Raw genomic sequence first — 12,709 nt, forward strand, 5'->3', positions numbered from 1 at the left:
ATAACCACCGCCGCCCGCCCCGGTATCGACGCCCGGCTCGCACCGATCGCCACCTGCGTGGAGGACTGCGGCGCCTTCGTGGGGCTTGACGGAAACCCTGGAAGCCCAGGTCAGAGGCTTAGCGCGGAAGCTACCGAAAACGCTCCGCTCCCCTTCTCGAAACGCTCAGCCCATCGCTGCAGCTCAGAGCCCCATCGTCGACACCGTCGACACCCAGGTCACCGGATGCCCGAGACAGCGCTGTCAGCCCGTCTCGGGCATCGGCCATTCAGGGCACCAGGGACAAGGCACGCCGAGGCTCCGATGCGGCCCGCTGGCCGCCGCCGTCGACCATCGTCATGGTCAGGCCGAAGAGCATCTTGTTCATCTCGTCCGGCGTGAGGCCCAGCTCGGCGGCCACCGCCGCCGGCTTCATTCCCGTGGACCGCAGGCCCTGGAAGACCTTGGTGAGCACCTGGGATGTCTCCCGCTTCTTCATACCTTCTGGCTCCGCCTTGCGGTAGCCCCGCTGACTCAGCTCGGTGCAGGCGGAACGGTACTGCCAATCGGTGAGCAGTCCGAGGTCGTGCATGCGGTAGGTCAGGGCCATCGCGGACACGTTCCAGATGGCCTTTCCCTTGAGGATCTGATCGACGTGGGCCCCGGCCGGCATGTGGCCCAGCACGCTCGAAGCGGGCATGAGGAAGGCGCTGGCGAAGTCGTTCGCCTGCCGCTCGGCCTCAGGACCGGCACACTCTCTGTCGGTGCCGTGCATGACGAGGTGTCCGAGTTCGTGGGCGGCGTCGAAGCGGCTGCGCTCGGCGGACTTCATCGTGTTCAGGAAGACGAAGGGAGTCCTCCCGCGCCAGACGGCGAAGGCGTCGACTTCCGCGTAGTCGGGCGCGAGCGAGAAGACTCGGGCGCCGTGCGCCTCCAGGAGGTGCACCATGTTGGGTGCCGGGGAGCTCCCCAGCCCCCACGTCGTGCGGACCATCTCGGCCGCGGTCTCGGGGTCGGGCTTGCCGAGAGAGGGAATGTCGGCGACCGGCAGACGGAAGCGCTCCTCGATCCAGTCGTAGAGCAGCGCGGCCAGCGTTCCGGCCGCGCGCGCGGCGTCGAGAGTGCGGGCCGGAGTCTTGCTGCGAGCACGCCACGAGATGCCCTCGGCGGGCAGCTCGTCGATCTCCGGACCGGTGAAGAAGTCTCCCGGGAAGTCGAGCGCGCCTGCGAGTCGCTCCACGGTGGTACTTCGGGGTGCCGTCCGGCCGGTCTCATAGTTGGACAGGCTCTGAAGCGAGACCCCCGCGAGTTGAGAAAGCTCGGCGAGCGTCAGGCCCCGGCGCTTTCGGGCCAGCGTGATGCGGGACGGGGTCACCATGGTGAGACTGCCTCGGGATCCGGATGGTGCGGGTGGGGCGGCCAGTATCACGGCCACCCCACGTGATGGGCCTCAGCGAAACTCGACGGAGATGTCGATCTCGTCGGGTCCATCTTCGTCCGACAGTTCGATTTCGTCCATCTCGATGACCGGCAGCAGTATCCGCTGCTCCCACTTCACGACGAACCCGCGATCGACCTGGCCGGGCAGCGACAGCTCGCTGTGGATCCGCACCCCACCCTCGGCCTTCACCCGGTACGAAACCAGGAACCAGGTCTTGAGCTTCAGGGCCTCGTCTTCGTCGAGGAGGACCTCGTTCGGATCGACGGGCGGCGGGAAGAGCCCGAGCTGCACGTTGTGTTCGGCGGCGCGCTCCGTGGCGGCGCCCCTCTTGTGGAGGTTGGTGGGGCGGAGGCTCGCGCTACCGGTGGCCGCGTCGCCGACCATCGTGCCGATGGCGAGCGTCTTCTCCGGGTTGCAGACGAGTTCGAGGTGGTCGTGGAGAAGCCGCTTCCACCCCTGGTGGCGAATATGCGCTTCCCGCAGCATCCGCACGTGCTCCTGATAGGCGCGCGTCCCGGCAGTGTTCGCCGGGTGGTTGGGGGTGGCCGTTCGCCGCGCCGCCTCGCCGGCGTACAGAGCCGGATGCAGGTACTCCAACTTCGTTCCGAGCGCCGCCAGCTGGGCATGGACGCCATAGGACACGGAGCCTCCGGTGACTGGACTGGAAGTTATAAGGAGGCTACCGCAAACGAGGCGTCAGTTTTATAAGTTTCGCTCCACGAGCCTTAAGATGATGCGTAGTTGCTGCACGCCGACGAAGGAACCCTGTGACTCAGCAGACCAACGGCCCCTCCCAGGCCCTCAAGCCGGCGTTCGCCTCGATGACCCTGCTGGTCGCGGCGGTCATCGTCCACGACCGGGCCGCCAATCGCGTCGTACTCCTCCAGCGCGGCGAGAACGCCAAGTTCGGCCACGGCCTGTGGGACCTACCCGTCGGCAAGAGCGAGCCGGGCGAACCCATCACCGAAACCGCGGTCCGCGAGCTCTACGAAGAGACCGGCCTCACGGTGAAGGCCGACTCGCTCAAGGTCGTTCACGTCATCCACGGCGCCTGGGGTGTCGAGGCTCCCAACGGCTACCTCACGGTCGTCTTCGCCACTCATGAATGGACCGGCGAGCCCGAGAACCGCGAACCCCACAAGCACTCCCAGGTCCGCTGGGCCCACGTCGATGACCTGCCGGGCGAATTCGTCCACACGACGGGCAGCGCCCTACTGGCCTTCCTGCACGGCGGCCCCCAGGTCACGCTCAGAGGGTGGTCGTAGCCCCCGGAGGCAGGAGAGAGCCATCTCCGATTCGCCCTGGGACGCCGCTCTCTCGCCCATCCAGCCGTTCCACGCCTTCAACTACGTCGGCGAGCCCGTCGCTCTGCACCCGCGCAAGAGGTCAGTCTCACCAGGGAATCGGCCCGTCCTCGGCCCGAAAGGTGCCCGTCGGGCCGTCCTCGCCCGCCGTCGCCAGGTCAACCGCCACGGTCGCGCCCTCCTCCGCCGTGCGCATCCCGGTGTGGCGGTTGAGGTCGGTCGCGCAGTAGCCGGGACTCACCGCGTTGACCAGGATCCCTTCGGCGCGCAGTTCATTGGCGTAGAGCACGGTGATCGCGTTCAGCGCGCTCTTCGAGGTGCAGTAAGGGAGGAGGATCGAGTAGTAGGCGGACCACGGGCTGCCCGGGTCGGCCATGTGGGTGAGGGAGCCGAGTTCGCTGGACATGTTGACGATGCGTGCGGCGGCGGAGCGGCGGAGCAGGGGGAGCAGGGCGTGGGTCACCGCGATGACGCCGAACACGTTGGTCTCGTAGACCTGCCGGACGGTGGCGGCCGGGGCTTCACTCGGCTTTTGCGGTCCGGCGGCGATCGCGGCGTTGTTGACGAGGATGTCGAGGCGGCCGAACGTGGCGTCGATGTGCTTGGCGGCGGCTTGGACCGAGGTCTCGTCGGTGACGTCCAGCGGAACGAACCGTACGTCGGCGCCGCCCGCGCGAAGCTCCTCGGCCGCCGCCTCGCCACGCTCGGCGTTGCGGGCGCCGATCAGCACGGTGATGCCGAGGGCTGCGAGCCTGCGCGCCGTTTCCTTGCCGATCCCCTTGTTCGCGCCGGTGATCAGAGCAGTCTTCTGCGAAGTCGTCATGGCACCCAGCCTCCCCTCACCCACCGGCGGCAGGGAAAGACCAGAAGACTCTGGATCTATAGTCCACGGATATGAGTGAGCTAGAGGTGCGGGAGCTGAGGTACTTCATCGCGGTCGCCGAGGAACTGAACTTCAGCCGGGCCGCGCAACGCCTGGGGATGGCGCAGCCCCCGCTGTCGAAGGCGATCGCTCAGATGGAGTCCCGGCTCGGGGTACGCCTGCTGGAGCGCACCACCCGGCAGGTGAGGCTGACCAACGCCGGTCAGGTGCTGCTCGACCAGGCCCGGATCGCGGTCGACGCGGTGCACGCGGCGGCCCGGCGAGCACGCCGGGCCGGTCAGCCGACACCCCAGCTCGTCGTGGCGGTCAAACCGGGAGGCGATGCCGGGCTGCTGCGGGAGATCCTCGCCGCCTACCGGGGAACGGGTTCGCATCTGCCGCCGCCTGAAGTCGTCGTCGGCGGCAGCGGAGAGCCGATCGCCATGCTGCGGGACGGCCGTGCCGATGTAGCGCTGCTGCGCAGCCCGTTCGACGGTCAAGGGCTGGATTCCCAGACACTCGTGGTCGAGCCGCGACTGGCCGTCCTCCCCGCCGCGCACCGCCTGGCCGGACGCCGGCGACTGCGGCTGACCGACCTCAAGGGCGAACCGATCCCACGCTGGAAAGGGGCCGCCCCCTCAACCACCGCCTACTACACCGGATGCGACGGAGCGGAAGCAGGCGATGGCCACACAGGCTTGGCGCCGACCGACCCTCCTGAGGGGCCGCTCGTGGCCAGCGTCGAGCAACTCCTGGAGGTGGTCGCGCTGGGCCAGGCGGTGGCGTTCCTGTCACTCTCCACCACCGAGCGGCACCAGCGCCCGGACATCGCGTACCGGCCGGTCACCGGCCTCAGCCCCAGCGCGGTCATGGTCGCCTGGCCGGAGACCTCCCGATGCGCAGCCGTCGCCGCCTTCGTCCAAGCCGCCCACGACGTCGCCGCCCACCACCCCGACCACTTGACCTCACTGGCCTACTGACCGGGGGCACTCACCCCTCGCCAGGACGATCACCGCTGGACCGATTTCAGACAACCACCAGCGCGAAGAAGGGCCAGCACCCCCCTCACCCGCCATCGCCATGCGCATGCCGTCTCGTCTTCCACGTCTTCACCGCCCCCGCCGAGTTCATCCGCGAGCTCATCGTCTCCGGCACCCGCGAAGGCCTGGACGCCGCACGCGCCCGCGGCCGTGTCGGCGGCCGACCCACCGTCGCCACCCACCACCCCAGACGCTCAGAAACCCCAGGTCGCGACCATGCCTTCGTCTCAACCCCGCGACCACGACAATCCATGCGACCACTCCCAGCACGATCCGCTAGGCTGTCAGCGGTCAGACGACTACCAGGCGTGTGCCCGGGAAAGTGTCCGCGAGGGCATCTCCACCTGGGTGTGTGCACGTCATCTGACCAGCATGTTTGTCGAGGCAGTTCGCGCGATCCCTCCGGGATTTCCGGCAACGTTTCCGACAAGCCCCCGCCTTCGTAGCTCAGGGGATAGAGCACGGCTCTCCTAAAGCCGGTGTCGCAGGTTCGAATCCTGCCGAGGGCACATGGGAAAAGGGCACCTACTGGATCAGTAGGTGCCCTTTCGCGTGCCGCGGTGGTGGTGGGGGTCAGGCCACGGTCAGGCCACCAGGTCGGCGTAGAAGATGACGTTGTTGGTGCGGTGGCCGTCCTTGATCTCGCCGCCGCAGGTGAGGAGGCGGAGCTCGGGGCGCCGGGTCTCGCCGTAGACCTTGTCGGTCGGGAAGTCCTTCTTGTTGACGTCCTCGATCTCGCGGATCTTGAACTTCGCGGTCTTGCCGTCCTCGCGCGGCACCTCGATCAGGTCACCGAGCTTGATCTTCTTGACGTCCTTCATCAGCGCCGGGCCGTGCTTGGTGTCGAAGTGGGCGACGAGGACGGAGACGCCCTTCTCGCCCGGGGTCGCGCCCTCGGTCCACCAGCCGGGGTTGTCCGCGTCCGTGTCGGCGTTGGGGACGCCGAGCTCGCCGGTGGCGGGGTCCACCTTGAGGTCGACCATCTTCTTCGCGTCCACGCCCGCCGCGTCGATCTTCATGCCGGTCGGCTTCGACGGAGGTAGGGCGGTTGTCGTGCCGGCCACGGGGGCCGCCGCGGACGCGTTGCCGACCTTGGGGTCCGGCGGGAGCTCGGTGCCGCCGGCACCGCAGGCGGCCAGGGCTCCCGTGACGGACAGCGTCAGGGTCGTCGTCACGATCGCGCGGCACGTGCGGGGCATGAGGGTGCTGGGCATGGTGTTCTCCGGGACGGGGAAGGGCGGTGCGGGCGCGATCAGCCCTCGGTGCGGCGGCGGCGCAGCGTCGAGAAGCCGAGGCCGGCGGCGCCCGCGGCGGCCAGGCCGGCCCCGCCCGCCATCAGCACGACGCCGTCCGCGGAGGGCTTCACCCCTTCCGCGCCGGCAGAGGGACCGGACGGCGCGGCGGGTGCGCCGGCAGCGAAGGCCTGGGCGGTCGGGAGGGCCAGTGCGGTGATGGCACCGGCGGCGACGGCAGCGGTACGGAAGGTGGCGCGCATGGTGGGTTCCCCTCGGGTCGGCGTCGCCCGCGGTCTCGGTCCGGTCCGGTCCGGCCCGGCCCGTCCCGGCGACAAACCCGACGTTGCGAGGGTCATGTTTTGGTCATCCGTCGGCAATGTAACGGTTGTCCGGATACTTGGGCGCGACCCCATGAAGGACCAAAGTCCCTGGTGAAGGGCGTACGAAAGCCCTCCCGGCCGGAACCGGGAGGGCTGGCGACGTGGGTCGTGGGATCAGCTCAGGCCTCTGCTGCGTTCCCCGATGCGGTCACCCTGTGGGGCGCCGGCCCGCTTCAGGGCTGCCTTCGTGTGCGCTCCGCCCTTGACCTTGCTCCGCACGAGACCGTCGAAGCCGTGGCCTGCCGGACGCGGCGGCCGATCCGGCTCCTGGCCCTGGAAGGCCTCTCGGAAATCCTGCCTCTGCTGCTCTTTGCTCATCCCGTCGTCAACTCCCTCGGGAAGCACCCAATCGGACTATTGGGATGGTATGCAGATATGCGGAGCAACGCACCCGGACCGACCGTAAAAACTCCCGATCAAGGACGCGGCGGAGCCGGGCGCTCCAGCGGCCCCGCCAGCCACCGGGTCAGCTCCTCCGGGCACGGCGTCCCCCGCGGCAGCTGGTACTTCGCGGCCACCCGGTACACCCCCGGCCCCGGCGCCAGCAGCTCCGTCCACACGTCGCCCGCCGTGTCCGGAGCCGCCTTGAACAGGCACCCCGCCGTGTTCGCGTACTCCTTCGGCAGCGTGCCCGAGCCGCCGCCCCCGCCCCCGCCGCGCGCCTTCGACGCGAACGTCTCCTGCGGCGGCGGCACCGGCTTGCCCGCCCCGTCCACCAGCCCCAGCCACGGCGAGTGCGGGATCCGCACGAGCACCCGCCCGGCCGCCTTCACGTCCACGACCAGCTGGTCCGCGCCCGCCCGCACCACGGTGGCCGGCCCGGACACCAGGTCCGTCGGCCCGTCGACCTTGTACAGCCGCCAGTTCCGGTCCCCCCACACCTGCTGGAGGTACGGGAGCCCCTCGCTCACCAGCTTCGCCTCGTCCTCGCCGCCCGAATCGGGTTTGTCGGCCGGCAGCACCACGTAGTGCACGGCCCAGCGGTCCAGCCACTCCCGGTAGCTCTCGGCCGTGAGGGTGTCGTCGTAGAAGAGCGGGTTCCGCTCCAGGTCCGCCTGCCGGTTCCAGCCGCGCGCGAGGTTGACGTACGCGGGGAAGGCGGAGGACTCGCGGTGGCTGCTGGCCGGGACCACCTCGACCCGGCCGCGCTCGGCGCCCGCCTTCTTCAGCTGGTCGACCAGCGGGGCCAGCTCCCGGTTCCAGGCGGCCACCGGGGTGGTGCGGACGATGTCCGTGATGCTGTTGGCGGTGATCCAGACGTTGATCCCGATGAACGCGAACAGCACCGCGTACCAGTGCCGGCTGCGCGGGACCGCGTACGGGAGCGCCGCGAGCAGCACGGCCCCGCCGAACAGCATGACCAGCCGGGTGACGTTCGAGCCGACCTGCGAGTCGATCGCCCAGGTCAGCAGTACCCCGAAGGCGTACACGGCGGAGGCGATCCGGACGGTCTTCCACCGCTTCGGTACGAGGAACAGGACCGCCAGCCCGAAGAGGAACGGCGGCGCGGCCGAGCCCAGCTTCATCGGCTGCGTCCCGGAGAACGGGAACAGCCAGGCCGACAGCCCGACGACCGCCACCGGGGCGAGGCCCAGCGCGTACGCCCCCGGGCGCCGCCCGCTCAGGAACAGGGCGGCCGCGATCACCCCGAGGAAGAGCCCCGCGACCGGGCTGGAGGCGGTCGCGAGCCCGGCCAGCGGCGCCGCCACGGCCGCCTTGGCCCAGCGCCGCTCCGCCCATTTGCGGGGCCAGCAGAAGACGGCGGCGACGGCGGCAAGCGCGAACATCGCGCCGAGCCCGAAGGTGACGCGGCCGGACAGGGCGTTGCACAGCAGCCCGTACACCCCGGCCAGAGCCGGCCACAGGGGCTCGCGGACGGTGCCCCGGCTGCGGGTCAGGATCAGCGCGAGCAGCCCGGCCGAGACCGTACCGGCGACCATCATCGTGGTCCGCACGCCGATCATGTGCATCACGTACGGGGACACCACGCTGTACGAGACGGGGTGCATGCCGCCGTACCAGGCGAGGTTGTACGCCGAGTCCGGATGGCGGCCGACGAACTCGGCCCAGGCGTCCTGCGCGGCCAGGTCGCCGCCGCTGTTGGCGAAGCTGAAGAACCAGATCACGTGCAGGAGCGCCGCCACGGCGGTGGCGACCAGCACCGGGTGGTGGCGCAGCCCGCCGAGGGAACGGGAGACGAGGGAGGCCGGGGCGGCCGTCGCGGCCGGGGCCGCCCCTATGCCGCCGGGCGCGGCTTCGGGCAGGTCACCGGCGCCGGACGCACCGGATCCGGCGGCGGCCGCCGGTGTACTCCGGTCGCCCTGGCTCTGCTGCTCGGCGGTGGTCACTGCACTACTCCCCGGATTCCCTGGACTCCCCGGACTCCCCGGGTTCACCGGAGCATCGATCGAACTTCTGCGTACCGTTCCCGGGTCGCTAGACGCGCGGCGGCGCCCCGGGGTTGCCCGGGGCGCCGGAATCACGCGGTATCGCGGGGGCGATCAGCCGACACGGGTCAGTTTGCTGCCGATGCCCGGCGCGGCGAGGTCACTCTGCAGTGCCACCGGCACCTTCACCTGGCTGGCCCCTTCGCCGACGGTCAGCACGCCGATCTCGGTGCCCGCCTTCGCGGTCTGCGGGAGCTTGCCGTCCCCGGCGGTGAGCTTGACGTTGACGGTGAGCGACGGCCAGCCGACCGCCTCCACGTCGGCGGTCGCGACGACCGGGGTGTGGCCGCCGAGACCGTCGTCCACGTACCCGACGACGTCGCCCTTCTTCACGACGGGCGCGTTCACCAGCAACTTCTGCGTGGCCAGCATGACCTGCTTGCTCGCCGCGATCGCCGTGTCGAGGATCGGGACGCCGTACTGGCCGAGCACCGCGCCGACGATCAGCTGCCTGGTGTTGCCGACCTGCTTCTCGGCGGCGAAGAGCAGGTTGCCGCCGGCCTTGGTGGTGGAGCCGGTCTTGATGCCGAGCGCGCCGTTGCCCGGGATGAGGGTGTTGTAGTTGCGCCACTTCTTGCCGTACTGGTCGGTCCATTCCGGCAGCTTGGTGATCGCGACCAGCTCCGGCATCTCCACGACCTTGAGACCGAGCTTGACCTGGTCCTCGGCGGTGCTGACCGTCGTCGCGTCCAGACCCGAGGGGTCGGTGTACGTCGTGTTGGTCATGCCGAGTTCCTTGGCGGCTTCGTTCATCTTCTTGACGAACGCCTCCTGGTCTCCGCCGGAGTCCCAGCGCGCGAGCAGCCGCGCGACGTTGTTGGCCGAAGGGATCATGATCGCGGCGAGGGCGTCGTACTCATTGATCTTGTCGCCCGCCTTGAGCGTGCCGACGGTGGACTCGCCCTCGGAGCTCTTGGCGCCGTCGTCGACCGCCGTCTTGTCGATGTCGATCAGCGGACCCTTCTCCCCCTTCTTGAGGGGGTGGTTCTTCAGGATCACGTACGCCGTCATGGTCTTCGCGACGCTGCCGATGGCGACCGGCTTCTGCTCGCCGAAGCTGCCGACGGTGCCGAGGCCTGCGGCGGCCATGTAGCCCTGGCCCTCCTTCGGCCAGGGCAGGACCGGGTTGCCGCCGTCGAAGGTGTACGAGGACTTCGCGGTCATCGTGAGCTTCGGCTCGGGCATGGGGCGCACGAGCTGGACGACGGCCAGGACGATCACGAGGAGCGCGACGAGCGGGGCGTAGATCTTGACCCGCCGGACGGCCGTGCGCATGGGGCTCGGCGGCGGGGGCGGGTTGTTGGTGAGGTCCGCGAGCATGTCGAGCGGCGGCTTGGGCGGCAGCGGCTGCTGCGTGGTCCGCTCGCTTCGCTCGGGTACGGGTACGGGGGCCGCGGCGGGGGCCGGAGCCGGAGCCGCTGCCGCGGGGGCCGCCGGTGCCGGCTTCGGAGCCTGGCCGTCTTCCTTCCGCAGCGGCACGAACGTGCTGGCCCGCTCCCCGCCGACCGCCTTCGGCGGCACCGGCGGGGAGCCCGCGGGCTTCCGCGACGCCGGGGCAGGGGCCTTGGCGTCGGGCTTCACGGCCCGGAACACGGCAGTGCGCTCGCTGTCCGCGGCCTCGTCGGAACCCTTGCCCGCGCCGCCGGACGCGGACCCGGACCCGGAGTCCACCTTCGGCGCCCGGAACACGGCGGTGCGCTCGCTGTCGTCCGCCGACGGCTTGGCCGACGCGTCGGCCGCGGACGCCGAACCGGAACCCGCGGCCTCGGAGCCGGAACCACCCTTGGCGGGAGCCGAACCCGGCTTCACGGCGCGGAACACGGCAGTGCGCTCGCTGTCGTCCGCCGACGGCTTGGCCGGCGCGTCGGCGGCGGCAGCAGGCTTGCGCGCGGAATCAGAACCTGAACCCGGACCAGGCCTTTCGGCCGATCCGTCACCAGCGGCCGGCTTGCCGGCGCCCGACTCCGAAGCGGAATCCGGGCGTGCGGCTCCGGCCGACGTGGCTGCGGAAGCCGGATCCGGCTCACCCGCCGGGGCATCGGCGGAAGCCGGCTTCGCAGCGGCCGCCGCAGCACCGGAACCGGAACCAGAACCGGAACCTGCGGCGGCAGCACCCGAGCCACCCTGCGCCGAACCGGGCCGCACGGCCCTGAACACGGCGGTGCGCTCACTGTCATGCGCCGGTGACGGCTTGGCCGGCGTATCGGCGGCGACCGGCGCGTCCGCGCCGGAGGGCTTGACGGTGGAGGCCTGATCCGGCCTCCCGGCCGGGCGATCGGAGCCGGCCGAAGCGGCACCGGAACCGGAACCCTTGGCGGTGGTGCCGTCGTTGGCGCCGTCCGAAGCGGAACCTGCTGCGGGGCCTCGCCCGCCGCCGACCGGCTTCCCGGCGGCGGACGCCGGGGCCTGCGTACCGGCCCCCGGCCGCACGGCCCGGAAGACGGCGGTGCGCTCACTGTCGTGCGCCGGCTTCTCGGCCGAAGTCCCGGCAGCGGCGTCCGGCTTCGCGGCCGTCGGCTTCGCAGCGGTCGGCTTCGCAGCGGTCTCGTCGCCCTCGTCGGAGGCCGGAGCCGAGCCCGACTCGGGAGCGGTCGGCGCTGCGGCGTCCGTACCGGCCTTGGCCGGAGCCGAGTCCGGCTTCGGAGCGGCGGCCGGCGCCTGAGTGTCCGTACCGGCCTCGGCCGAGGCCGCAACGGACTCCGGCTCCTCGGCGGCCGGCTCCGGATCCTCGGCTGCAGGCTCCGGCTTCGGCTCCGCGGCAGCAGGCTTCGGCTCGGCCGGCTTCCGCTCGGCCGGCTTCGGGGCGCGGAAGACCGCCGTCCGCTCGTTGTCGGCCGGCGTCGCGTCCGAGTCCACCCTTCCGGAGGACCCGCCGGCCTCGTCCTCGGTCGTGGCCACCCACGCCGCCACCGCCTCGCGCAGCGGATCCCGGCCCTCGGCCGGGGGAGCGGAGGAGGCGGCAGCGGAGGTCCCGGACTCGGGTTCCCGCGGCCGCAACACCGACAGCCTCGGGTCACGCTCCGCGGAGGACCTCGCCGCCCCCGACGCTCCTTCATCAACCGACTTGTCGGGGGACTCGCCCGCCACCAGTTCCTCCTCGATCGCCACCACGTTCGGCTGTCCGAATGTCTAACAGTGTCCCGTCTAGGGGGCATCGCCCCCGTGCTAGACGAGAACGACATAGTTGCCGGTTCCCCCACAAAGCGACCAGGCGCTCTCGACAGATGAATGTGAGAGGCGTCACCCTGTCACTCATCCACGCGGGGAGGCATGGATGGGCAGGAGCCGCAGAACAATTCCGGAGGAGCTTCTGCTGCTCGCTTTGGACCCGACCACGGGTACCACGGCGCAGCCGCAGTCGCTCGACCTCGGCCTGGCCGGGGCACAGCTAGTAGAGCTGGCTCTGGCAGGACGGATAGCCCCTGACGGGGATCGTATCGCCGTGGTGATGCCACGGCCGACAGGAGATCCGACCCTGGACTCCGCACTGGAACTGCTGCGCAGGCGCGGCAGCCCGGTACGGGCCGTCCACTGGATCGGCGGACCCCGGCTGGGGCTCCGCCAGATTTACCTCGCTCATCTGGAGCGTTGCGGCATGGTCCATGCCGTCGCGGGCCAGATGTGCGGAGTGCTGCCGACGACTCGCTACCAGGCGACCGACACGGCGATCAGCCGGGAGATCCGTGCCCGGCTCGACAGTGCGATCCGCACCGGCGTACCGCCGGACCCGCGGACCGCGGCGCTCGCCGCACTGGCCCACGCGGTCGGACTCGGCAAGCACCTGTACCCCGGCAACGAGGGGCGGTCGTCCAGGTCCCGGCTGCGGGATCTGATCCGGCACGACCCGATGGGTGGTCTCGTGGCGCACGCCGTCATGGACGTCCAGAACGGTGTGGCTGCACAGCCGCGCCGTGACCGCGCACCGGCGGCCCCGCCGGCCGCCCGGGCCACGGCGAACGGCGTACCGATGCAGGCGCGCCGGACGGGCGCGATGGCACGCGCCGGTGTGGCCGCGCACTGA

General features: G+C 70.8%; 10 protein-coding genes, 1 tRNA gene and 1 pseudogene. 5 read left to right on the plus strand and 7 right to left on the minus strand.

Annotation, left to right across the window (positions count from 1 at the left end; translation table 11 throughout):
* Positions 1–268 precede the first annotated feature (268 nt).
* Both OG509_RS16260 and OG509_RS16265 read right to left on the minus strand, forming a co-directional pair.
* Positions 269–1,357, minus strand: a complete 1,089-nt coding sequence (locus tag OG509_RS16260) for a helix-turn-helix domain-containing protein (protein WP_406183270.1) — start codon at positions 1,355–1,357, stop codon at positions 269–271.
* A 72-nt stretch (positions 1,358–1,429) separates the two neighbouring features.
* The gene (locus OG509_RS16265) at positions 1,430–2,062 is read right to left on the minus strand and encodes a hypothetical protein (protein WP_406183271.1); all 633 of its coding nucleotides are present in this window, start codon (positions 2,060–2,062) and stop codon (positions 1,430–1,432) included.
* Positions 2,063–2,187: 125 nt separating this feature from the next.
* Here OG509_RS16265 and OG509_RS16270 point away from each other — a divergent pair, with 125 nt between their 5' ends.
* Complete coding sequence (locus tag OG509_RS16270; RefSeq protein WP_406183272.1) at positions 2,188–2,685, plus strand: NUDIX domain-containing protein; 498 nt, start codon at positions 2,188–2,190, stop codon at positions 2,683–2,685.
* A 127-nt stretch (positions 2,686–2,812) separates the two neighbouring features.
* Here the strand turns inward: OG509_RS16270 and OG509_RS16275 are convergent, their stop codons facing one another.
* Positions 2,813–3,547 (minus strand): SDR family oxidoreductase, encoded by a 735-nt coding sequence (locus tag OG509_RS16275; RefSeq protein ID WP_406183273.1) that lies wholly within the window; start codon positions 3,545–3,547, stop codon positions 2,813–2,815.
* 71 nt (positions 3,548–3,618) lie between these two features.
* On the opposite strand from OG509_RS16275, the gene OG509_RS16280 reads away from it, so the two are divergent.
* The 3 genes and pseudogenes from OG509_RS16280 (at position 3,619) to OG509_RS16290 (ending at position 5,135) form a co-directional block, all read left to right on the plus strand.
* The gene (locus OG509_RS16280; RefSeq protein WP_406183274.1) at positions 3,619–4,566 is read left to right on the plus strand and encodes a LysR family transcriptional regulator; all 948 of its coding nucleotides are present in this window, start codon (positions 3,619–3,621) and stop codon (positions 4,564–4,566) included.
* 110 nt (positions 4,567–4,676) lie between these two features.
* A pseudogene (locus OG509_RS16285) lies at positions 4,677–4,808 on the plus strand (recombinase family protein); the annotation flags it as partial.
* A 254-nt stretch (positions 4,809–5,062) separates the two neighbouring features.
* Positions 5,063–5,135 (plus strand) — tRNA-Arg (locus OG509_RS16290).
* A 75-nt stretch (positions 5,136–5,210) separates the two neighbouring features.
* Here OG509_RS16290 and OG509_RS16295 read toward each other — a convergent pair.
* The 4 genes from OG509_RS16295 to OG509_RS16310 all read right to left on the minus strand — a co-directional run bounded on the left by OG509_RS16295 (position 5,211) and on the right by OG509_RS16310 (position 11,799).
* Positions 5,211–5,840: a sortase domain-bontaining protein gene (locus OG509_RS16295; protein WP_406183275.1), complete on the minus strand. Its 630-nt coding sequence runs from the start codon at positions 5,838–5,840 to the stop codon at positions 5,211–5,213.
* A 38-nt stretch (positions 5,841–5,878) separates the two neighbouring features.
* Complete coding sequence (locus OG509_RS16300; protein WP_406183276.1) at positions 5,879–6,121, minus strand: hypothetical protein; 243 nt, start codon at positions 6,119–6,121, stop codon at positions 5,879–5,881.
* 536 nt (positions 6,122–6,657) lie between these two features.
* A complete protein-coding gene (locus OG509_RS16305) occupies positions 6,658–8,589 on the minus strand; it encodes an MFS transporter (protein ID WP_406183277.1) in 1,932 nt (643 codons plus the stop codon).
* 153 nt (positions 8,590–8,742) lie between these two features.
* Positions 8,743–11,799, minus strand: a complete 3,057-nt coding sequence (locus tag OG509_RS16310; protein WP_406183278.1) for a hypothetical protein — start codon at positions 11,797–11,799, stop codon at positions 8,743–8,745.
* A 163-nt stretch (positions 11,800–11,962) separates the two neighbouring features.
* Here OG509_RS16310 and OG509_RS16315 point away from each other — a divergent pair, with 163 nt between their 5' ends.
* Positions 11,963–12,709, plus strand: coding sequence for a GPP34 family phosphoprotein (locus tag OG509_RS16315; RefSeq protein WP_030156705.1), 747 nt, complete (start codon positions 11,963–11,965; stop codon positions 12,707–12,709).

The sequence above is a fragment of the Streptomyces sp. NBC_01006 genome (assembly GCF_045162725.1).
Taxonomy (GTDB): Bacteria; Actinomycetota; Actinomycetes; order Streptomycetales; family Streptomycetaceae; genus Streptomyces.